At 65.0% G+C, this 20,642-nt stretch carries 19 protein-coding genes and 1 pseudogene; 10 read left to right on the top strand and 10 right to left on the bottom strand.

The features are described from left to right. Positions 1-357 (top strand): annotated as a pseudogene (locus BOO71_RS29270) (IS1 family transposase); the annotation flags it as partial. A 44-nt stretch (positions 358-401) separates the two neighbouring features. On the opposite strand, the gene BOO71_RS03185 reads toward BOO71_RS29270, so the two are convergent. From BOO71_RS03185 to BOO71_RS03175, 3 genes are all read right to left on the bottom strand, one after another. Beyond that, positions 402-1,919: a hypothetical protein gene (locus BOO71_RS03185; RefSeq protein WP_075830530.1), complete on the bottom strand. Its 1,518-nt coding sequence runs from the start codon at positions 1,917-1,919 to the stop codon at positions 402-404. A gap of 4 nt (positions 1,920-1,923) precedes the next feature. Then, positions 1,924-2,757, bottom strand: coding sequence for an N-formylglutamate amidohydrolase (locus BOO71_RS03180; RefSeq protein ID WP_075830529.1), 834 nt, complete (start codon positions 2,755-2,757; stop codon positions 1,924-1,926). A 111-nt stretch (positions 2,758-2,868) separates the two neighbouring features. Beyond that, positions 2,869-3,978, bottom strand: a complete 1,110-nt coding sequence (locus BOO71_RS03175; RefSeq protein WP_075830528.1) for a BMP family lipoprotein — start codon at positions 3,976-3,978, stop codon at positions 2,869-2,871. 255 nt (positions 3,979-4,233) lie between these two features. Here BOO71_RS03175 and ligA point away from each other — a divergent pair, with 255 nt between their 5' ends. From ligA to BOO71_RS03150, 5 genes are all read left to right on the top strand, one after another. After that, on the top strand, positions 4,234-6,270 hold the full coding sequence (gene ligA, locus BOO71_RS03170; RefSeq protein ID WP_075830527.1) for an NAD-dependent DNA ligase LigA: 2,037 nt from the start codon (positions 4,234-4,236) through the stop codon (positions 6,268-6,270). A 116-nt stretch (positions 6,271-6,386) separates the two neighbouring features. After that, positions 6,387-6,794 carry an Asp23/Gls24 family envelope stress response protein gene (locus BOO71_RS03165; RefSeq protein ID WP_075830526.1) on the top strand — a complete coding sequence of 136 codons (408 nt, stop codon included), beginning with the start codon at positions 6,387-6,389 and terminating at the stop codon, positions 6,792-6,794. Then, on the top strand, positions 6,791-7,354 hold the full coding sequence (gene nusB / locus BOO71_RS03160; RefSeq protein WP_075830525.1) for a transcription antitermination factor NusB: 564 nt from the start codon (positions 6,791-6,793) through the stop codon (positions 7,352-7,354). The genes BOO71_RS03165 and nusB overlap by 4 nt, the downstream gene beginning before the upstream one ends. Beyond that, positions 7,351-8,286 carry a bifunctional methylenetetrahydrofolate dehydrogenase/methenyltetrahydrofolate cyclohydrolase FolD gene (gene folD / locus BOO71_RS03155; protein WP_083652902.1) on the top strand — a complete coding sequence of 312 codons (936 nt, stop codon included), beginning with the start codon at positions 7,351-7,353 and terminating at the stop codon, positions 8,284-8,286. Before nusB ends, folD begins: the two co-directional genes overlap by 4 nt. Next, positions 8,270-8,728, top strand: a complete 459-nt coding sequence (locus BOO71_RS03150; protein ID WP_075830524.1) for a divergent PAP2 family protein — start codon at positions 8,270-8,272, stop codon at positions 8,726-8,728. Before folD ends, BOO71_RS03150 begins: the two co-directional genes overlap by 17 nt. Before the next feature lie 89 nt (positions 8,729-8,817). Here the strand turns inward: BOO71_RS03150 and BOO71_RS03145 are convergent, their stop codons facing one another. Further along, positions 8,818-9,048, bottom strand: a complete 231-nt coding sequence (locus BOO71_RS03145; protein WP_075830523.1) for a hypothetical protein — start codon at positions 9,046-9,048, stop codon at positions 8,818-8,820. Positions 9,049-9,310: 262 nt separating this feature from the next. Between BOO71_RS03145 and priA the strand changes: the two genes are divergently transcribed. Then, positions 9,311-11,854 carry a replication restart helicase PriA gene (gene priA, locus BOO71_RS03140; RefSeq protein WP_075830522.1) on the top strand — a complete coding sequence of 848 codons (2,544 nt, stop codon included), beginning with the start codon at positions 9,311-9,313 and terminating at the stop codon, positions 11,852-11,854. A 130-nt stretch (positions 11,855-11,984) separates the two neighbouring features. On the opposite strand, the gene ilvC is transcribed toward priA, so the two are convergent. From ilvC to ilvB, 3 genes are all read right to left on the bottom strand, one after another. Further along, on the bottom strand, positions 11,985-12,995 hold the full coding sequence (ilvC, locus tag BOO71_RS03135) for a ketol-acid reductoisomerase (RefSeq protein ID WP_075830521.1): 1,011 nt from the start codon (positions 12,993-12,995) through the stop codon (positions 11,985-11,987). A gap of 244 nt (positions 12,996-13,239) precedes the next feature. Beyond that, the gene (gene ilvN, locus BOO71_RS03130; protein ID WP_075830520.1) at positions 13,240-13,848 is read right to left on the bottom strand and encodes an acetolactate synthase small subunit; all 609 of its coding nucleotides are present in this window, start codon (positions 13,846-13,848) and stop codon (positions 13,240-13,242) included. After that, on the bottom strand, positions 13,845-15,569 hold the full coding sequence (ilvB, locus tag BOO71_RS03125; protein ID WP_075830543.1) for a biosynthetic-type acetolactate synthase large subunit: 1,725 nt from the start codon (positions 15,567-15,569) through the stop codon (positions 13,845-13,847). Before ilvB ends, ilvN begins: the two co-directional genes overlap by 4 nt. 268 nt (positions 15,570-15,837) lie before the next feature. Between ilvB and BOO71_RS03120 the strand changes: the two genes are divergently transcribed. The 3 genes from BOO71_RS03120 to BOO71_RS03110 are packed head-to-tail and all read left to right on the top strand — an operon-like array spanning position 15,838 to position 17,250. Continuing rightward, positions 15,838-16,137, top strand: a complete 300-nt coding sequence (locus BOO71_RS03120) for an AbrB/MazE/SpoVT family DNA-binding domain-containing protein (RefSeq protein WP_175607338.1) — start codon at positions 15,838-15,840, stop codon at positions 16,135-16,137. 5 nt (positions 16,138-16,142) lie between these two features. Continuing rightward, positions 16,143-16,547: a type II toxin-antitoxin system VapC family toxin gene (locus tag BOO71_RS03115; protein WP_217694835.1), complete on the top strand. Its 405-nt coding sequence runs from the start codon at positions 16,143-16,145 to the stop codon at positions 16,545-16,547. Between the two features lie 13 nt (positions 16,548-16,560). Then, positions 16,561-17,250 carry an HNH endonuclease signature motif containing protein gene (locus BOO71_RS03110; RefSeq protein WP_075830517.1) on the top strand — a complete coding sequence of 230 codons (690 nt, stop codon included), beginning with the start codon at positions 16,561-16,563 and terminating at the stop codon, positions 17,248-17,250. 68 nt (positions 17,251-17,318) lie between these two features. On the opposite strand, the gene BOO71_RS03105 is transcribed toward BOO71_RS03110, so the two are convergent. From BOO71_RS03105 to BOO71_RS03095, 3 genes are all read right to left on the bottom strand, one after another. After that, entirely contained in the window at positions 17,319-19,151 is a 1,833-nt protein-coding gene (locus tag BOO71_RS03105) for a DEAD/DEAH box helicase (protein WP_075830516.1), read from the bottom strand. 301 nt (positions 19,152-19,452) lie between these two features. Then, positions 19,453-19,689: an indolepyruvate ferredoxin oxidoreductase subunit alpha gene (locus tag BOO71_RS03100; RefSeq protein WP_075830515.1), complete on the bottom strand. Its 237-nt coding sequence runs from the start codon at positions 19,687-19,689 to the stop codon at positions 19,453-19,455. A gap of 120 nt (positions 19,690-19,809) precedes the next feature. After that, positions 19,810-20,601 (bottom strand): NTP transferase domain-containing protein, encoded by a 792-nt coding sequence (locus BOO71_RS03095; RefSeq protein WP_075830514.1) that lies wholly within the window; start codon positions 20,599-20,601, stop codon positions 19,810-19,812. Positions 20,602-20,642: the final 41 nt, after the last annotated feature.

The following is a 20,642-nucleotide window of genomic DNA, read 5'->3' as shown; positions in this document are numbered from 1 at the left end:
CGCTGGGAGCCAGCGGCGCGTCAATCAGGAGCTGGCCTTTCTCGGATACAACACCCCCAACACCTCGGCAGTGGAACGGCACAACGGGACGGCCCGGCGTATGAATCCGCACCAAGTCCGCAGAAGCCTCGCGTTTGCGAGGCTTCCCCACGTCCGTCAGACGGTCAGTGATCTGGTCAATGGGATCATAACTTCTGTCGGGTGAACCGGAGCCTGCGAGTCAAGTTGAATGAACCGGTGGGGCGTCGTCAATATGCGCAACGGACGCCAGCAATGGCCATCGGGATCACGGACACGGTGTGGAGCGTGCTGCGCCTGCTCAGCACCGTGGTCATGAAGAACCCATGTCGGTCATGATTCCAGCCTTCTACCCAATATCTTTCAATCGGAGTTTGTATGAGCTACTGCGCGTAGGGTTCACCCAGGCGCTTTTCCAGCCCCCAGCGCGTGACGGCCCAGCCGCCCGCACCTTTTTTCAGATCCACGGTCAGGGTGTAGCGCTCGCCGCTGACATATTCACTGTCCTGATTGGCCGCCACCAGCCCGAAGGTCACGGGGGCCACCACCTGCGCGGTGTCTGCCCCATCGCTGGGCATGCTCATGGCCGAGGCGGTGAAATTGCCCAGCGTGCGCGGATCGAATTTGAAGTCGCTCAGGGCCAGCGCAGGCTGCACATGCGACACGGCCACGTCGATCCGGCGCGCGATTTCTGCCCGTTGCGCGGCGGTGCGCGGCTGTTGCGTGTATCCAGAGGAAACGTGCTGGGCCAGCGCTTCCAGATGGGCGATTAGTGTGGCGGCGGCGCTCAGGGCGTCGTCCTTGAGGGCCGTTCCCGAAGTTGCGCTCAGGCGGTAGACCGGATACTGCACGCTGCCCGAAGTGGCGTCATGGATCACGGCGTCGTCACGGCCCGTTGCGCGCCGAATGGTGAAGGCGGGCCACCAGTTCAGCCCCTGAAAGTCCGTCTCGAAATTGGCCTGTGGGGGCTGTGGGCGGGTGTCCAGCGCGCCACCGGCGACAATGCCGCCCGACTGCGGACGGTACAGGCGCAGCGTCGCCATGCCGCGCTGGCCCACCACCGCCAGATACTCGGCCCGGCCCGGCCCGCTGAACGAGCCGCCGATCCCGGTCCGGGGGGCGTCCGGGGCCGCGCCCGCCCGCGTGGGCCAGTCGCTCATGCCGTAGTCCGAGAGGTTCTGGCGGATGTCGGGGCCGTAGTTGGTCAGCCAGTTGCGGTACAGCGCAGGCAGGCCGTCCAGATACGTCTGTGCCCGTCCCGGCTGGCCCGCCGCCAGCAGCGAGGCGTAATCGTAGAGCGCCTGTCCGGGGCGCGTCGCCGCCGCTGGCTGGCCCACGTCGCGCAGCAGGACGCCTGGATACGCCCGCGAGTTGTCCACGTACTGGCCGCCGATGTCCGAGTAGATGCGCCATAGCGCCGGGCTGTCGGCGAAGGGCAGGTCGTAGGCGTAGGCAAATCGCCAGTCGCCGCCCAGCAGTTCCAGTGGGCCGCTGCCGTTCAATTGCTGCGGAAGCAGTGTGTCGGTGTCGGCGCTGAAGACATGCAGGATGCGCCGGGGTGGGTTGCTCAGCGAGTACAGGGTGTGGGTAAAGCAGCAGTGTGCGCCGCCGCTGTACTGCGCCAGCATGGCCTCGGGAACGCCGTCGCCGGTGACGTCGCGGCAGAAATCCAGATTGACCCCCGCGTCGCCCACGCGGGCCAGGGTGACGCCGTTCAGGATCAGGCTGGCCGTGTCCTGGGGGTCTCCAAAGCCGTTTTGCCGCAGTTGCACCGTGTACGCGCCGCACTTCCGGGTGGTGGTCTCGACGGGCTGGGGCGTGCCCTGCTGCGCTGCGGCCAGGGTGGAGAAACTCAGGATGGGCAGGGTCAGAACGGCGGTGGCGAGGATGGATTTCAGCATGGGATCACTCCTGAATCGGGGAGGTGGGACGACTTCCGTTCACCAGTTCCAGCGCCGCATCCGCGAACACCGCGAACGCCGCGTTCATCTGGCGCATGGCGGCGTCCACGGGCTGTCCGTTTTTCAGGTGCAGACCCGCGTTGAACTCGATCCCGAAGGCGGGAATGCCGCTGCGCTGGCTGTGGTTGTGGCTCAGGGTGTCCACACTCCACGGCTCGCCCAGCGTGACCCGCGTGAACGGACTGGCGGCGATCACGTCCGCGAAGGCGTTCTCGGCGGCGCTTTTCAGGGCGTCCCACTGCTGGCGGGGAAAGGTGGGCGCGTCATCTGTGCCGGGCATCAGGCAGATGGCGGGGCGGGGCGTGCCCGTGTCCTCTCCCAGTTTGGGGCCGTGTGAGGCCATGCTGTGGCCCACGATCATCAGCCGCGCGCCGGGCAACTCCGCGCCCACAGCATCGTCGAAGGTGTCCCAGATGCGCCGCAGCCGTTCCTCGCGCTCATTCTCCGAAATCTGCGTGTCGGGCGGGTACAGCGGCTGACGGTCAAAGTCGGTGGCCTTGATCACGCCGTTGTCCACACGGTCATCCCGGTCCCGGTTGAGGTCCACGGCGAAGCGGCTCCAGGGGGCCTGAACGTGCCGCGCGCCGGGCAGCGAGTACAGCAGGTCCGTGTAGGCGTCGCCGTCCAGAAAGATGCGCCGCAGGAATGCCTTGCGCTTGGGCGTATCGAACAGATCGTCGCCCAGCATCTGACGCAGGACGTGTGCCGGAAGCTGCCCGGACGGGTGTGGCGTGACGATCAGCAGTTGATCGCGCAGAAGCTGGGAGCGGTCTGGCATGGCCTCAGCATAGGCCAGGGGTCCAGCGCATGGCAAAACGGAAGGTAAAAGCAGCAGGTAAAAAAAGAAGGCGGCCCGCGCGGGACCGCCCTCCAGTGAGAGAGTTGAGGCTTACTTGCTGGGCACCTTGATCTTGCCGCTGATGATCTGGGCCTTGATGCCTTCCACCTTGGCAACCTGGGTGCTGCTGATCAGGGCCTTGTTGTACTGGTCCACGGCGTACCCCACGCCGCCGTCCTTGAGGCCGAAGATCTGCTGACCACCCTTGAACTTGTCGTCCTTGACCGCCTTGATCAGCGCGAACACGGCGTTGTCCACGCGCTTGGTCATGCTGGTCAGGCCGTGGTTCATGGTGGCGGGGTTCTTGTCGAAGTCGCCCAGGTAGTTCTGGTTGCTGTCCACGCCGATAAAGAACATCGGACGGGTGTTGCCCGCGCAGGCCTTGGTGTAGGCCGCGCTCTTCTTGACGGCCTTGAAGTTATCGGTGGCGAACTTCACACCGCTGGGCAGGTTGGCGGCCTTGACACACTGGGTCTGCTTGACGTAGTCGATCACGCCGTTGCCCGACGCGCCCGCTGCGGCAAAGATGATGTCCGCGCCCTTGGCCCGCATGCTGCCCGCGATTTCCTTGGCCTTGCCGGGGTTGTTCCAGGCGTCGGGGGTGGTGCCCACGTACTGCGCGATCACGCGCGCCTTGGGGTTGGCGGCCATCACGCCCGCCGTGTATCCGGCCTCGAACTTGTGGATCAGGGGCACGTCCATGCCGCCCACGAAGCCCACCACGCCCGTCGAGCTGTTCATGGCGGCCAGGTAGCCCACCAGGTAGCTGCCTTCCTGCTCGGAAAAGGTCAGGCTAGTGACGTTCTTCTCGGGAGAGACGTCATCGACCAGACCGAAGTACAGGTCCGGGTTTTCCTTGGCGACCTGGCTGATGCTGGCGTTGTTGGCAAAGCCCACGCCGATGGTCAGGTCAAAGCCCTCGTTGGCAAACGAGCGGATGCCCTGGATGGTCTGGCTGGGATCGCTGGGTTCAAAGTCCTTGACCTGCACGCCCAGTTGCTTGACGGCGCGCTGGCTGCCTTCATAGGCGCTCTGGTTGAAGCTCTTGTCGAACTTGCCGCCCGCGTCGTAGGCCAGGCCCACGCGCACGGTCTGCGCGCCAGCGAGAGAAACGGAAACGGCCAGGGCCAGGGTCAGACAGTTTTTAACAGTGGTCTTCATGGTGAATCCTCCAGTTTGGGGCTGTGCCCATATAGGTGCCCAGTCAAGTGCCCGCTTCAGGCAAGTGCCTAGACATCGGGCATGTGGTTTGCTTGAACACAGTATACGAAAACTGCGACACGATCTGATCACATCCGGGTGACGTTCATCTGATGGGGGTAAGAAAACAGGGGGGGTGGGCGCAGAGCGCAGGGCGACGCACAGGGGCGCTTTTCCGCCTCCAGCCGAACCGGGTGTGGGTGCTACGCTGGAGGCATGGATCAGGCCGAGTTCGCCGACTATCTGACGCTGAGCGCCCAGATCGCCCTTCACAACCGCGCCTACCACGAGCAGGACGCACCCACCATTCCCGATAATGAGTACGACGCGCTGGTCAAGCGGCTGCGGGTGCTGGAAGCCGGGAATCCCGAATGGGCCGAGCGTGCGGCGGCAGAGGCGGACGCGGCAGTCAGTCCCGCGCAGGCGGTGGGCGGCGCACCCAGCACGGCTTTTCAGCCCGTGAACCATCCCACACCCATGACCAGCCTGGACAACGTCTTCGACGACGCCGAGCTGGGCGAGTGGCGCGAGAAGCTGGCCCGCTCCCTGAATCTGCCTCCCGAACACGACGAATTTGTCCTGACTGGCGAGCTGAAGATCGATGGCCTGAGCGTCAATCTCTATTACCGGGACGGACAGTTGCAGTGGGCGGCCACACGCGGCAACGGCAGGACGGGCGAGATCGTGACCGCGCAGGTGGCGACGGTGCCGGGCATCCCCACTTCATTGAAAGGATTGAGCGGCGAGTTGGAGGTGCGGGGCGAGGTCTATATGGGCCGTGCCGATTTCGCCGCTTACAACGCGCAGGCCGAGGAACTGGGCACGCCGCTGCTCAAGAACCCCCGCAACGGCGCGGCAGGAGCGCTGCGCCAGAAAGACCCGGAGGTCACGCGCACCCGCAACCTCAAGGCGATCTTCTACGCGCTGGGCAAGCGTGACGGCGTGCCCGCAACCACCCAGGGCGAGGTGCTGGCGTGGCTGGCGGCCCAGGGCTTTTCCATCAGCACCTACAGCGAGCAGGTGATCGGCATCGACGCCGCCGCCGACTACCACGCCCGCATGACCGCCCAGCGCCAGGACTTCGAGTTCGACGCCGACGGCACGGTGTTCAAACTCGATTCCCTGCGCCTTCAGGAAGAGGCCGGATTCACCAGCCGCGCCCCGCGTTGGGCGATCGCCTACAAATTCCCGGTGGAGGAAGTCGAGACCATTCTGGAAAGCATCAGCGTGAACGTGGGCCGCACCGGCAAGCTGACGCCGCTGGCGCACCTGTCGCCCCGACTGATCGAGGGCAGCACGGTCAGCAAGGCCACGCTGCACAACCAGGATTTCGTGCGCGATCTGGACCTGCATATCGGCGACACGGTGGTGGTCCGCAAATCCGGCGGCGTGATTCCGCAGATCATGCGCGTGCTGACGGACAAGCGCCCGGCAGATGCCCAGCCCTTCGTCTTTCCCACGGTCTGCCCCGAGTGCGGCGAGCCTGTGGTGCGCGCCGAGGAAGATGCCAACACCTACTGCGTCAACCCGGTCTGCCCCGCGCAGACTTTCCGCCTGGTGGAGTATTTCGTCTCGCGCGGCGCGATGGATATTGCGGGCGTGGGCGGCAAGCTGATCGCGCAACTGCTGACGCTGGGGCTGATCCACGATGCGGCAGACCTGTACGCTCTGAGTGCCGAGACCCTGGCCGGGCTGGAACGCGGCGGCGAGAAGAAGGCCCAGAACGTGCTGGCCGAGCTGGAGGCCAGCAAGACCCGCCCGCTGTGGCGGCTGGTCAACGCGCTGGGCCTGGACCATGTGGGCGAACGCAATGCCCAGGCGCTGGCAAACGCCTTCGGCACGCTGGACGCGCTGATGGCCGCCACGCCGGAAGAAATCGAGGCCGTGCCGGGGCTGGGCAAGGTGATCGGTGCGAGCGTTGCAGTGGCGCTTAAAGAAGAAAGTTACGTCAATCTGCTGAACAAGCTGAAAGCCGCTGGCGTCAACCCGCAGGAAGAGGAAGTCCGGCGCGGAGAGCAACTGAAGGGCCTGAATTTCGTCATCACCGGTAGCCTGGGCCGCCCACGCGACGCCATCAAGGCCGAGCTGGAAGCCGCTGGTGGCCGCGTGACCGGCAGCGTGACCGGAAAGACCTCGTACCTGATCGCCGGGGAGGATGCCGGAAGCAAGCTGACCCGCGCGCAGGAGCTGGAAGTGCCTGTGCTGGACGAGGCCGGGCTGGCGGAATTGTTGGCAGAGAAGGGGGTGGGGTAAACGGGGTTTCCTCCTCCTCCTCAGCCTGCCCCACTCCACATCCCCGCCCCAGCCTCTAAACTGTTCCCCACTGGCGCGGCGCACCACTCGGCCCGCGCGCGGAGGCACGATTCACAATGGCAAGCAAACCTGCAAAGCAAATAAAAACGCCGCAACCCGGCGAGGCGCATCCCGAAGTCGAGATCAGCAAGAGCGTCCTGATGGACATCGCCGCCACCACCATCACCGGGATCGACGGCACCGAAGTCGCGCCCACTCCCCTGAACGTGGGTGAGGTGCTGCGTAATCAGACCGGCGCACGCAAACCCCGCGCCCTGCGCGTGACCCGTGACGGCGGCAGCGTCAGCGTGGACGTGGGCCTGAACGTGGATTTCGGCCAGAATCTGGTGAACGTGTCGCGTCAGGTGCAGCGCGCGGTGGGCGAGAACATCGAACTCATGACCGGCCTGAAGGTCAGCGCCGTGAACGTGACCGTGCAGGGCGTGTGCGTGCCCCCCGCGCCAGCGCTCAAGGGCCAGTCTTGACCCGCCGCCGCGACCGTTCTGCCCAGGACAGGGCCGCCCAGCCGGTGGGCACGCGCCGCGCCGCCCGCGAGTTCGCCTTCCGCGCCCTGTTCGAGGCGGACCGGGGCGATCTACCGCTGGAAACCGTCTTTACCCGCGCCGAGGGCCAGATGCGCGAGGGCGACGACACCTTTCCCCGCCTGAACGAGGAGGCCCTGATCTTTGCCCGTGAGCTGGTGGACGGCCTCCAGACGCACCGCGCGGCCATCGACGAGACGCTGCACCGCACGATTCGCGGCTGGAGCTTCGGGCAGATGGCCCAGACGGATCTGAATGTGCTGCGGCTGGCTACCTTCGAGATGGGCTATACCGGCGAGCCTCATCCCCCGGTGATCGAGAGTGCCGTACGTATTGCGCGCAAGTTCGGCGGAGACGATTCCGGCAAGTTTGTCAACGGCGTCCTGGCGGGCCTCAGCCGCAGCATGAAAACCGCCCCCGCCGTGCCGCAAATGGATGAGCAGGAGCTGGACGAACAGCGCCCAGCGGAAGTGGAGGAACGCGGGTCAGAGGAGCGCGAATGAGCGCACGGGTGCTGGCGGGGCCTCCCGTCGCGGCGGCGCTGCTGGCGGACGCGGCAGCGCGGGCCTCCCGGCTGCCCACCCCGCCCAATCTGGTCATCGTGCGCGTGGGGGACGATCCCGCCAGCGCCAGCTACGTGCGCGGCAAATCGCGCAAGGCGGGCGAGGTAGGGCTGCGGAGTACCGTCCACGCCCTGCCCGAAACCACCTCCCAGGCCCAATTGCTGGCCCTGATCGACACCCTCAACCGCGACGACGACGTGAACGGCATTCTGGTCCAGTTGCCGCTGCCCCCGCAGATTGCCGAGGCCGCCGTGCTGCACGCCATCGATCCGCGCAAGGACGTGGACGGCTTTCATCCCCTCAATGTGGGCGAGCTGTGGGCGGGCCGCCCGGCGCTGACGCCCTGCACGCCCGCCGGGATCATGTACCTTCTGGAGCATTACGGGATTCCGGTGGCGGGCGCGCGGGCCGTGATCGTGGGCCGCAGCCATCTGGTGGGCCGCCCCCTGGCCGCTCTGCTGCTGAACGCCGATGCCACCGTCACCGTGGCCCACAGCCGCACCCGCGATCTGGGGGCCGTGACCCGCGAGGCCGACATCCTGATCGCCGCCGCCGGACGCCCGGACCTGATCACGCCGGAGATGGTCAAGCCCGGCGCAACTGTGATCGACGTGGGCATCAACCGCGTGCTGAATGCGGAGGGAAAGGGACATCTGGTGGGCGACGTTCACCCGGACGTGGCGGCGGTGGCCGGGGCGCTGACCCTGGTGCCTGGCGGTGTCGGTCCCATGACGGTGGCGCAGTTGCTGGCCAACACCGTGCGGGCCGCCGAACTGCAACACGCTGCCTATTCTGATTCTGCACAGACTGACGCCGCACCAACTGACGCTGTACAAACTGATCTGGGGGTTGCCGGTGAACTCGTTCGCTGAGCTGCTGAGCAACCGCTGGCTGTGGACCGCCATTCTGGCTTCCACGGCGGCCCAACTGGTCAAGGTCTTCCTGATCCTGCTGATCACGCGGCGCTGGCGGCCCACCGCCTTCATGGAAACGGGCGGGATGCCCAGCAGCCACAGCGCGATGGTGGCGGCCCTGACCACTGGCGTCGGGCTGTCTGAAGGCGTGGGCAGCGCGACCTTCGCCATCAGCTCCGTTTTCGCCCTGATCGTCATGTATGACGCCACCGGGGTTCGCCACGCCAGCGGCCAGCAGGGCGCGCTTCTCAATGAGCTGATCAGCGAACTGAGGGACGTGGTCCGCGCGGGCTTCGCGCCGCTGCCCGTGCGGGTGCTGCTGGGCCACACCTATCTGGAGGTGCTGATGGGCATTCTGCTGGGGATCGGGGCGGGGTTTCTGGCATTCCGGGTGCTGTAGGAGGCACGTTCTATCTACAAGAGGGGGGGGAGGGGCGTAAGCTTTCCTCCCTTCCTGCTGGGTCAGGGCAATGAATCTCACTTCTGGTCTCAGCGTCGCCCCCGTTTCCCACCCCCTACCGTGCGCTGTGCCTGACCCAGCAGGAAATCCAGCGCGCGGTCCCGTTTGCGTGCCTTGACGTACTTGCCACGCTTCTTGCTCTGGCTGCGGCGGATCAGGCTCAGGAGTTCCAGGGCGATGGGCGCGTAGACCAGCAGTTTGCCCAGGCCGGAGCCTTGTTTTGGGGTGCTCTTGACGGTGCGGGTGCGCGGGGATTTCACGCTTCCATTACGCCATGTCCGTGCCCAGAGTTGCTGAGAACGCAATGCTGGAGCCTGGGCTGTCATACGAACTCCGTTTGTTTCGTGTAGAAATCGGGACAGCGCCGATTCCTACACTCCACGTCCGGCACCCGTTTCTCTTCTTCTCGCTATCGTCGCGAACAGACGCCCATGAGGACGCTGCTCCTCCCGCTCGGATTACGGGTGTTTTCAACACCCTCTAATCGGAGTCCGTATCAGTCCACTCGCTCACTCTTGCCCAATGCCACGCCGCGCTAGCCTGCGGGATGTGACTGCCTCCGCCGCTCCCATCCCGCAACCGTGGCTGGTGGTGGTCAATCTGCCCGTCCCAGCGCAGGATTTCAGCGCTCCACACGGCTGGGTGGGAGAGGTCCCCACGGGTTGCCGGGTGCTGATCCCCTGGCGCGGCGAACTGGTGGTGGGACTGGTGGTGGGAGAGACCGAGGCGCGCGGCGCGTACCGTCTGCGCGAGGCCGTGCATGTGCTGGACGCCCCGGCCTGCCCCTGGGTTTCGCCTGAAACGGTGGCGGGCGTGTGTGCCTGGGCGCAGGACGCCCGCATTCCTGCCGGGCTGATCTGGGGAGACTTGCTGGGCGTGGGCTGGACGGCGGACTATATCCATACGGTTCGCGCGGTGGAGGGGGCGGATCTGAGTGCCTTTGCCCGCAAAGCTCCGACGACGCTGTGGACGGATGCGGGCGCGTTTCACCCTGCTCTGCTGGACGCCGTGCGCGAACAGGGACTGCTGGAAGAACGCGTTGATCTGCGCCCCCGCACCAAAACCGTCATCCGTGCCCGCCGACTGATTGATGTTCCTGCCGCTGCCCGTGCCGTGACGGCTCTGCATGCCGTGATCCCCGCTCCCGCCCCGCTGACGCCCCGGCAGACGCACGCCCACGCCTGGCTGAGCGACTATGGCCCGCACGACACCTTAAGTGGCTGGGCCAAAGCCGCTGGAGTCAGTGGTAGCGTCGTGAATGGCGTCCTGAATGCAGGTGGCGCGCATTATGTGGCCGAAGTGGCCCCGCCTCCGCCCGCCTGGAAGTGGCTGGACGAGGCGGGGCCGCAGGACACCCTGAGCGGCTGGGCCAGTGGTGCGAGCGCGGACGGCGTGCCGCTGTCGCCCACCGCCGCAGGAACGCTGCTGGCGCGTGGCTGGGCCGACACCGTGCAGGTGCTTGCGCCGCCGCCAATGCTGCCCGAGGCGGTGACTCTGGAAGTGAATGACGATTCCCCAGACCGCCTGCCCGAAGCCCCGCTGTGGCGCTTGCATGGCGGGCGGGCGGCCTCGCGCTTCCGCACCCTCGCGCCGCGTGTGTTGCGGCTGCTGGGCCAGGGCCGGAGTGTGCTGGTCCTCGCTCCCGATCACGCCACCCTGCGCCGCGCCTGGGAGGGGCTGTCCGGGCTGGCCGCCCACGCCGGAACCCGCGCCGTGCAGCTCAGTGGGCAGCTTAATGAAATTCAGCGCGCCCACACCTGGGAGCTGGTTCGCAAGGGTGCGGCGCGTCTGGTCATCGGCAGCGCCCACGCCCTGGCCGCGCCGCTGGAAGACCTCGCCTTGATCGTGGTGCTGGAGGAGGGCAGCGACGCCCACAAGCTCCTCTCCGGTTCGCGGGCCTTCGTGCCGGACATCGCCGCGCGGGTGGCCGCCGCGCACGACATTCCACTGGCCGCCCTGGGAGCCACCCCTGCCGCCGAGAGCGTGCCGTGGCCCGGCGCGGTGCTGCCGCCGCCGCGCGCCCGCGTGCATATCGTGGATTACGCCACGCCCCCCGAGCAGCCCACCCTCGGCCCCCTCAGCGGCGCGCATCTGGGCATGGGCGACATGGGCTACCCGATCAGCCACGATCTGGCCCGGCTGCTGCGGCAGGGGCAGGAACGCGGACGGCAGGCCGTTCTGCTGGCCCCCCGGCGCGGCTATTCGGCACTGCTGCGCTGTCCCAACTGCGAACACACCCCGCAGTGCCGCAACTGCGACATGCCGCTGCGCTTTCATCAGGCCACCCGCCAGATGACCTGCCACCAGTGCGGCTATCACGAATCCATGCCAGACCGCTGCGACAACTGCGGCGAGCAGATGTGGAAGGCCCGTGGCCCCGGCACCGAATGGATCGCGCAGGAGGTGGGCAAGCTACTGCCAGGAATGCCCGTCTACCGCATGGACAAGGACCGTCAGGACCCCCTGGCCCCGCTGTATGACGGAGAGCCGGGGGTGATAGTAGGCACGCAGTTGTTGCTGTCGCACGACGCGCCGCCGAATCTGGCGCTGGTGGCGATCACGCTGGCCGATACGTGGCTGAACGTGTCCGACTTCCGGGCCTCCGAGCGCTATCACCGCCTGCTGCGGCAACTGGCCGAATGGCACCCCGCCCGCGCACCGCTGCTGGTGGTGCAGACCTTCCAGGCCGATCACCCGGCGCTGAAGGTACTGGCCGAGGGGCGAGACACCCTGGCCTACCCGGCAGCCGAGGAACGCGCCCGCAAGGAGCTGGGCTACCCGCCGCACGCCCGGCTGGCCCAGGTGGAAATCACCGCCCGCGAGGCCAGGCGTGCCCAGACGGCAGCGACAGAACTGGCCGAGGCGCTGTACGCCGCCGGGGCCACCACACACGAGGTTCTCGGTCCCGCGCCCAGCCCCGTGGCCCGCCTGCGCGGCGTGTACCCCTATCACCTGTTCCTGCGCGCCCGCAACGACGCCCGCCTGTCCGAACTCTTGAAGGTACTGGACAGCAAGACTTGGAAGGCCAGGGTGCGGGTGGATGTGAACCCACGGGGGGGGATGTAGAAAACCCTTCGCCCTTGCGGGAAAGAGACGCCCCAAAGGCGGCATGGTGAGGAGGCCACGGCGCAGGCCCCAAAGAAGAAAGCCCCCTCCACCTGGGAGAGAGCTTTCCTTGAACGGCTGGACTGGACGCTTAAACTTCCAGCTCTTTCTTGCTGATAAAGGGCATCATGTCGCGCAGTTCCTTGCCCACGGTTTCGAGCTTGTGGTCGCGCATCTTGGTGCGCTGCTCGTTCATGTACGGGAAGCCGTTCTCGGCGTCCTCAATGAAACGCTCGGCGAACTTGCCGGTCTGGATGTCGCTCAGCACCGACTTCATGGTGGCCTTGGTGTCATCCGTGATGATGCGCGGCCCGGTCACATAGTCGCCGAATTCGGCGGTGTTGGAGATGCTGTGGCGCATGCCCTCGAAGCCCTTCTCGTAGATCAGATCGACGATCAGTTTGACCTCGTGCAGCGTTTCAAAGTAAGCGATTTCGGGCTGATATCCGGCGTCCACCAGCGTCTCGAAGCCCGCCTGAATCAGGTGGGTCACGCCGCCGCACAGCACGCTCTGCTCGCCGAACAGATCAGTCTCGGTCTCTTCCTTGAAGGTGGTTTCCAGCACGCCCGCGCGGGTGCAGCCGATGCCGCGCGCATAGGCCAGCGCAATATCGCGCGCCTTGCCAGTGGCGTCCTGCCCCACGGCGAAGATGCCGGGCATCCCTGCGCCGTCGGCATACACGCGGCGCAGCATGTGACCTGGGCCTTTGGGCGCAACCAGGAACACGTCCACGCCCGCAGGCGGCTTGATGCGCCCGAAGTGGACATTGAAGCCGTGGCCGAAGGCCAGCGCCTTGCCGTCCGTCAGGTGCGGCTCGATGCTCTCGGTGTAAGTCTTGGGCTGGTTCTCGTCGGGAATCAGGAGCATGACCACGTCCGCTTCCTTGGTGGCGTCCTCGATGCTTGCCACGCGCAGCCCGGCCTGCTCGGCCTTGGCCTTGCTGCTGCTGCCGTCGCGCAGGCCCACCACGACATTAAAGCCGCTGTCCCGCAGGTTCTGCGCGTGCGCGTGCGCCTGCGAACCGTAGCCGATGATGGCGATCAGTTTGTTCTCGATGGGGGCGGTGTCCACGTCTCTGTCGTAATACATTTTGGCAGCCATTTCTGAATTCTCCTACAGGTGGGGGTGAAAGGGGGAATGTGGGCTAGGGGAGGCGGGGATGAAGAGAAAACCCTCAGTCTGCTGCGCAGCCAGCTCCCCTCAAAAGGGAGCCGAGAAAAGCCACAGGCACAGCAATTCCGCACCTCTTGCCTCCCTTCTAAGGGGAGGTGCCCCGGAGGGGCGGAGGGGTCAGGCTGTGGCGCTTACCCATAAAATCAGCGTAACAACGAGCTTTTACCACTGCTTAAAACAAATTGGGTACGCCTCTCGCCCGCTCCTCCCGAGCCTCCAACCCCTCAACTGCGGGCCGCAAAGCCTCCGATTCGCCGTCATGGTAGATGTGGCTGGCGATATCGGCATTAGAACCGCGCGTCAGGGCGATGCGGCCCGTCCGCATGGTTTCCAGGATGCCAAACGGGCGCATCTGCTCGATAAAGGCGGTCAGCTTGCCCTCGTCGCCCGTGACTTCAAAGGTCAGCGCGTGGCGGCCCACGTCCACGATCCGGCTGCGGAAGTCCTCGGCAATCTGGCGCACTTCCACTCGGTTGTCGGGCGTGATCGCCACCTTGACCAGCACCATCTCGCGGTCCACGTATTTTTCCAGGCTGTGGTCAATGATCTTCACCACGTCGTGCAATTTCTCTAACTGGCGGATGGCCTGCTCCACCACGCCCCGGTCGCCGTGAACCACGATGGTCATGCGCGAGACGCCGGGATGTTCGGTGCTGCCTACGCTCAGGCTCTTGATGTTGTAGCCGCGCCGCCCGAACAGCGCGGTGATGCGGGTCAGGACACGCGGTTCGTCGCGCACCAGGATGGACAGCAGTTGATCGTAGGGGACGGGATCGGTCATGCGTCGTTCACCTCGTTCATGGGGGCGTCGTTCATCGGAGCGTCGGCCAATTGGGCTTTCAGTTCGGCGGCCCGCTGGGGATCGGATTCGATCATCTCGTACAGCGCGGCCCCGGCGGGAACCATCGGGAAGACGCCGTGTTCGTGCGGCACCACCACTTCCAGCAGGGCGGATTTGGGATCGGCCAGCCACGCGTCGATTGCGCCGGGCAATTCCTCGATACTGCTGGCGCGGTAGCCCGGCACGTCGTAGGCGTCGGCCAGTTTCAGGAAATCGGGGTTGGAGTCGCCCAGCCACACTTCCGAGTAGCGCTTGCCGTGGAACATTTCCTGCCACTGCCGCACCATGCCCAGATAAGAGTTGTTGATGATGCAGATCTTGACGTTGCGGATGTCGTACATCTTCAGCGTCGCCAGTTCCTGCGCCGTCATCTGGAAGCCGCCGTCGCCCGCGATGACCACGCTGCGGACACCGGGTTCAGCCATGCCTGCGCCGATGGCTGCCGGGAAACCGAAGCCCATCGTGCCCAGTCCGCCGGAGTTGAGCCAGCGCCGGGGCTTTTCAAAGCGGGCCAGTTGGGCACACAGCATCTGGTGCTGCCCCACGTCGCTGCTCAGGATGTCGTCCGGGGTCAGGCGGTCCACCACGGCCTTGACCGCGTAGCCTGCGCCCCAGTGATCGGGCGTCTCGTTGCGGCCCTTCCACTCGGTGATCTGCGCGGTCCACTCGGGCCACTCGCCTTTCACGGCTCCCTCGGTCAGCTTGGCAGCGGCGACTTTTGCGTCCCCGCGCACTGGCACATGCGTGCGGATGATCTTGCCAATCTCGGCGGCGTCCAGCTCAATGTGAATGATGGCGGCGTTGGGCGCAAAGCCGTTGACCCGTCCGGTCACGCGGTCATCAAAGCGCAGGCCGATGCCCAGCAGCACGTCGGCCTCGGAAATCGCGCGGTTGGCGGCCACGCTGCCGTGCATCCCTGGCATGCCCAGCCACAGCGGATCGCTGGCGGGGAAGGCTCCCAGGCCCATCAACGTGGTGATGACGGGAATGTCCCAGGCGCGGGCCAGCGCGGTAATTTCGGCGGAGGCGTCCAGCGAACCGCCCCCGGCCATGATCACGGGCTTCTTCGCACTTTTCAGCAGTTCCAGCGCCCGCGCAATGGATTCGCCGGACGGCGCGGGAATCTCCGGGCGGGCGTGTGGCGTGGGAATCTCACCGTGGAAGGGGGCCATCTGAACATCCTTGGGAATGTCCACCAGCACCGGGCCGGGGCGTCCCGTGCGGGCAATCCGAATGGCCTCGGCGATGATCTGGGGCAGCTCCTCCACGTCGCGCACCACGTAGTTGTGCTTGGTGACGGGCAGGGTGATGCCGGTGATGTCGGCCTCCTGAAAGGCATCGGTTCCCATCAGGTGGCGGGCCACGTTGCCCGTGATTGCCAAGAGCGGCACGCTGTCCATCATGGCATCGGCCAGACCCGTGACCAGATTGGTTGCGCCGGGGCCGCTGGTGGCGATGCACACGCCGATCTCGCCCGTCGCTTTGGCCCAGCCTTCGGCGGCGTGGATGGAACCCTGCTCGTGCCGCCCCAGCACATGCCGCACCTCCGGGTAATAGGTCAGCGCGTCGTACACCGGCATGATCGCGCCACCGGGATAGCCGAACACGGTGCTGATGCCGTGGTTTGCCAGCGTGGCCCACAGCGCCTTCGCGCCGGTCATCTCGCCCCTGTCCAGGTGGGTACTGTTCAAGTCTTGACCGCCCACATCCTTACCGTCTGCCTGTCCCATAAAGCCTCCTAAAAAAAATCCCCCGCCTCTGCTGGGGCGGGGGTGTGCGGCATGGCGCGTTGCTCAGCCTCGAAAACCCCCGATGCTGAGAATTACGACCACGAGGTTCGCACTCATGCCGTGCAGTTTACGGGTTTGGGGGGGCGTTGGGCAAGGTGGGCTAGATAGGCGGTCAAGGAATGACATGGTAGGCTTGGTCATGACCACCAAGCAAGCAGCTACCAAGCCAGGAGAATTGGAGAATACCTTTGAGGGAACCATCAGCAGCAAGCGGCAAATCACCATTCCCGCTGAGGCGTTCCGGCAACTCCGCCTCCAGCCCGGCGACAAGGTTGCCATTCAGGTTCGTAACGGTCAACTGCACCTGATCCCCGCCGCCAATGACTTTGAGGCGCTGACCCGACAGCACGTCAGCCACGGTGGCCCGCCACGAGACGCCTATCAGGAAATCCGGGAATTGCGCGGCTGGACAGAGGATGACGAGGCACAGCAGGAGTGATTTCCTTGGATACGAATGTGATTATCTCTGCGCTGGAGTCGGCGGATTCCAGGCATGTGGAAGCGCTCGCGGCTTTAATCCGGGAGCAACACCAGGGATACGTCATCTCGCCAGTCGTTTACAGCGAATTGCGGGCCAGGCCAGATTGGAGCCGATACCAGAACTGGCTGAATCTGACTCGAATTTCGGTGATGTGGAGTATGCCCCAGGCAGTCTGGGAACTGGCTGGAGTCCGGCAGGGCGAGTACGCCCAACTGCGCCGCTCAGGGAACCTGCCCCGCCGGATTCTCCCTGATTTCCTGATCGCCGCCCACGCCGAGCATCATGGTCTGGATGTGATGGGGTTTGACCGCACCGTGTATGACAGCGTGTTTACAGGTTTGAAGTTGGTTGACCCGATGGGAAATTAGGAGTTGCTGTCTCGTGATTGAGCAGCAGAACTTTGCCTCAAGAAGAATTTCGTACCTCTACTGGGGCAGACAAGATGGCCTGGAGGTGGGAGAAACACCACCGCTTGACAAGTGTGCCCTAGTGCCCTACTATTTTGGTATGGCAAAAAAAGATAATCACATGGGCAGTGAATTTGAGAATGATCTTGTGGAATTTGTCGTGAGGCACGGCCTTTACTCTGCCTTGCCGGATGGACGTGTTTACAATCACACGACGCAGAGTTACATCGGAAGTGAGCAAGATAATGGGTATGCACGGGTGACGCTTCGCATTCCCAAACATCTTTTCGGGCTTGTAAGTCAGGAAATTAAGGGGCTGAATCTTCAGGAGGGTGAACGGGCTAAGAAAAACATTTATATTCATCGCTTCGTTTACATAGCACTGAAGGGTCCGATTCCACCAGGATACTGGGTCGATCATGTGAATGAAAAACGGAATGACAATAGATTGGAAAATCTGAATGTAACGACTGTGCAAGAAAACACTGTGCGGTCAATTGGAAATCGGTGGCGTAAGCCTGTTGAGGTTGAGATTGGTGATGACGGTTGGATACGCTTGCCAGTTGAAGTCTTGACTGCTCTGGGGGCAACGACTGGGGATAAGATTAAGTTGCGACAATCCGGCCAACGCTGGACGATGAATCTGTTAAATGTAGATAAGTAATCTATTTCCCTAGAAACAACAAGAAGCGCCCCCACCATCAGGCAGGGGCGCTTCTCAATCCACTTCTATCAGCGGTTGTTCACGAACTCGCGGTCAGCGAATTCCTCGCGGCGGGGCTGGCTGTTGCCACCCTCATTGCGGTCACGGCTCCAGCGGCCCTGACCTCCGCCCTGGCCACTGTTGCTCTGGCCGCCACGGTTGCCGCCGCCCTGGCCCTGGTAGCCTCCGCCACCCTGACCCTGGTTGCTGCGTCCGCCCTGGTAGCCGCCGCCCTGTCCACGGTAGCCACCCTCGTCGCGGCTGCCGCGCCCACGGCCTCCGCCTTGGTAACCGCCATCACGGCGCTCACGGGTGGGGGCCTCGAACAGTTCGGGCAGTTCCTTGGCGATTTCGATCTGAATTTCGCCTTCCAGTGGGTTGGCGGCCATCAGCTTGGCGATAAATTCGCTGGGGATGTCGGCCACGGTGCCGCCGCGCCACTGGCGCAGTTTACCCAGGCGACGGGTGTCCACATCGCCGACTCGGGCCAGCAGGGCCACGCTACGGGCCACGCTCAGGCGCTCGCCGTGCAGGATGATGGTGGTCAGCCCTTCCTCACCGCTCAGCAGGCTGGCGGCCTTGGCAGGCTCGGTCACGCCGCTGATCTTGGCCAGCGCGCGGGCCAGGGCGTCCAGACCCAGTTCGCTGAACAGCATCTCGGCCTGCTCCTGGAAGTTGGCGGCGACACTGGGGTCCACCTTGCGGATCATGTCGGCTCCGGCGCGGGCGCTGGCAGCGGCCACTTCGGCAGGGGTGGGAATCTGGCGCTCGATAAAACGTACGCCAGTCACGCGCTCCAGGCCGGACATCTCGCGGTTCTCGCGGTCGCCGTACATGATGATGGCGGTGCCGGTGCGGCCCGCGCGTCCGGTGCGGCCCGAACGGTGGATGTAGCTGTCGGGGTCCTGGGGCAGGTGGAACTGAACCACCAGATCGACTTCGGGGATGTCCAGGCCACGGGCCGCCACGTCGGTGGCCACCAGCACGCCTGCACGCCCGCTGCGGAAGGCTCCCAGCGCACGCTCACGCTGGCTCTGGGCCAGATCGCCGTGCAGCGCCTCGGCTTCCAGACCCCGGTGGATCAGCTCGTTGGCCAGTTCGTCGGCCTCGCGCTTGGTACGGGTGAAGACAATCGCCTTTTCGGGGTTGTAGACGGTCAGCAGATCGGCCAGCACACGGGTGCGGCTGCGGCCCACGCGCACCTTGAGGTGTTCCACGGTCTGCGCGGTCTGGTTCTTGCCGGAACCCACAGTGTCCACGATGATGGGATTCTGCATGTACTTCTGGCTCAGGCGCTTGACTTCCTGGCTGATGGTCGCGCTGAACAGCATGGTCTGGCGGTCTGCGGGCGCGTTCTGGAGGATGGTTTCAATCGCTTCCGCAAAGCCCACGCTCAGCATCTCGTCGGCCTCGTCCAGCACGGCAAACTGCACGCCGCTCAGGTCGATGTTGCCGCGTTCCAGGTGATCGATCAGGCGTCCGGGGGTGCCGACGATCACGTCCACGCCACGGCGCAGGGCGTTTTCCTGGGGGGCGTAGGCCGCGCCGCCGTAGACGGTGACCGTCACCAGATCCACGCCGGTCTTGCTGAATTCTTCCGCCACCTGCTTGGCCAGCTCGCGGGTGGGGGTGATCACGATGGCGCGCGGCAGGCGGCCACGTTCACGGCTGCCCTCCAGCTTGCTGATGATCGGCAGGGCAAAGGCCAGGGTCTTGCCGGTGCCGGTGCGGGCGCGGCCAATCAGGTCACGGCCTTCCAGAGTCTGGGGCAGGCTGTCTTCCTGGATAGGAGTGGCTTCGATAATACCGCGCTCAGCGAGACGCGCCGCAAGTTCGGGCGCAATCAGTTGGTCAAAGTTCATTTGTAGTCCTTTCGGGAAAGCACAACTGCCCCAGTGACCACCAAATGCCTTTGTCCCAACGAGCGCGTGTCTTCTAATCAGCGCGTCACGAGCAGCATGTCCGTGGATATTGAAAATGGGGGTACTCTCCGGCTGCCAGGCCCTTCCTGGTCAGCGCACGAAGAAAGAGAATACAGGAAGTCTGGATAGAGTGCAAGGGGGCGACAGGGGCAATTCTGGAACCTCTCGGGCAGACGGCAAAGTAAAACTCCCGGCGGGTGACCGGGAGCTATCAGAATCGGTTGGAACTATCGGGCGAAAATCAGGCCCCGAAAAACTCGTGGTTGCGGGCGATGAAGCTCTCCTCTCCGGCGGGCACGTCTTCCTCGGGGAAGATGGCGCTGACCGGGCAGGCGGGGACGCATGCGCCGCAGTCGATGCACTCGTCGGGATGGATCAGGTACATCTCTCCGGCGTCGTAGATGCACTCCACCGGGCAGACCTCGGTGCAAGCCTGATCCTTGGTGCCAATGCAGGGACTGGTGATGATATGGGTCATGAAGGACAGTATGCACAGCCGGGAAGGGCGACGCAAGGGTGAACGGGCACAGCTTTTCGGGGGGTGATGGGGGTTGAAGATCGGGAAGTCCCGTCCCCGGCAGCCTGACCCGTTCAGCCTTCAGAGCGGGTTTTTTTTGCCTCTCAGATACGCCTCGGCCAGTGCCAGATCCTCGTCCTGGTCCACGTCCGTGCCCACCGCCGCGTGGGGGGTGATCAGCGCGCGGGCCTGCACGCCCAGCAGGCTCGACACTTTGGCCTCCAGAGCTTCTACCGTCAGGCGACCCGTCAGCAGCTTGATGAAGATGCCCGGCCCGATCAGGCCCGCCAGCTTCAGCGGGGCCTTGCGCGCCGCCAGCACCTCGCGCAGCCGGGGCAGGAACTGGCTGATCAGCGCCGGATCGAGGATAAACAGGTTGCCCCCGGTAAACGAGCCGCCGCGCAGCCGGGCGTAGGTGCGCCGCACGCCGGGATAGGCCGCCTCGCAGACCTCGCGCCGGACCACCGGGTAGACCAGCGCAGCGTCGGTGGAGGCGCTGTCCAGCACATCCTGAACCTCTCCGGCGGTCAGCATGGGAATGTCTGCCGTGACCACCAGCACGCGCTCGCCCTTGCGGACGCCGCCTGCCTCCAGCGCTTCTACCCCGGCCTCCAGATTGCCCAGCAAGGAGCCGTTGTCGGTCACGCGCAGGTCGATCAGCGCCTCAATCTCGGGCGTGGTGGGGCCGACATAGGCGATGCGTGCCACCCGCCCGCTGCCGTGCAGGGCGCGCAGCACGTACAGCGCCATCGGCTCGCCGTTCACCGGGATCAGCGGCTTGACCGGCACGCCATGCGCCGCCGCGAACTCGTCGCCCGGATCGCCGCCGCCCAGCACCACGGCGCTGTAGCGCACGGATTCTTGTGAAGTCATGTGGGATTCAGGGTAGCAGAGGAAGCGGCGGCGGCTAAGCC

Source organism: Deinococcus marmoris (assembly GCF_001949125.1).
Lineage (GTDB): Bacteria > Deinococcota > Deinococci > Deinococcales > Deinococcaceae > Deinococcus > Deinococcus marmoris_A.
This window is presented reverse-complemented; position numbering and strand designations above follow the sequence as displayed.

Bases quoted from the DNA above. Each gene is read 5' to 3' on its own strand.
- BOO71_RS03185 (WP_075830530.1), bottom strand. From the start codon at position 1,919: ATGCTGAAATCCATCCTCGCCACCGCCGTTCTGACCCTGCCCATCCTG.
- BOO71_RS03180 (WP_075830529.1), bottom strand. From the start codon at position 2,757: ATGCCAGACCGCTCCCAGCTTCTGCGCGATCAACTGCTGATCGTCACG.
- BOO71_RS03175 (WP_075830528.1), bottom strand. From the start codon at position 3,978: ATGAAGACCACTGTTAAAAACTGTCTGACCCTGGCCCTGGCCGTTTCC.
- ligA (WP_075830527.1), top strand. From the start codon at position 4,234: ATGGATCAGGCCGAGTTCGCCGACTATCTGACGCTGAGCGCCCAGATC.
- BOO71_RS03165 (WP_075830526.1), top strand. From the start codon at position 6,387: ATGGCAAGCAAACCTGCAAAGCAAATAAAAACGCCGCAACCCGGCGAG.
- folD (WP_083652902.1), top strand. From the start codon at position 7,351: ATGAGCGCACGGGTGCTGGCGGGGCCTCCCGTCGCGGCGGCGCTGCTG.
- priA (WP_075830522.1), top strand. From the start codon at position 9,311: ATGCCACGCCGCGCTAGCCTGCGGGATGTGACTGCCTCCGCCGCTCCC.
- ilvC (WP_075830521.1), bottom strand. From the start codon at position 12,995: ATGGCTGCCAAAATGTATTACGACAGAGACGTGGACACCGCCCCCATC.
- ilvN (WP_075830520.1), bottom strand. From the start codon at position 13,848: ATGACCGATCCCGTCCCCTACGATCAACTGCTGTCCATCCTGGTGCGC.
- ilvB (WP_075830543.1), bottom strand. From the start codon at position 15,569: ATGACCGGCGCGAAGGCGCTGTGGGCCACGCTGGCAAACCACGGCATC.
- BOO71_RS03120 (WP_175607338.1), top strand. From the start codon at position 15,838: ATGACCACCAAGCAAGCAGCTACCAAGCCAGGAGAATTGGAGAATACC.
- BOO71_RS03105 (WP_075830516.1), bottom strand. From the start codon at position 19,151: ATGAACTTTGACCAACTGATTGCGCCCGAACTTGCGGCGCGTCTCGCT.
- BOO71_RS03100 (WP_075830515.1), bottom strand. From the start codon at position 19,689: ATGACCCATATCATCACCAGTCCCTGCATTGGCACCAAGGATCAGGCT.
- BOO71_RS03095 (WP_075830514.1), bottom strand. From the start codon at position 20,601: ATGACTTCACAAGAATCCGTGCGCTACAGCGCCGTGGTGCTGGGCGGC.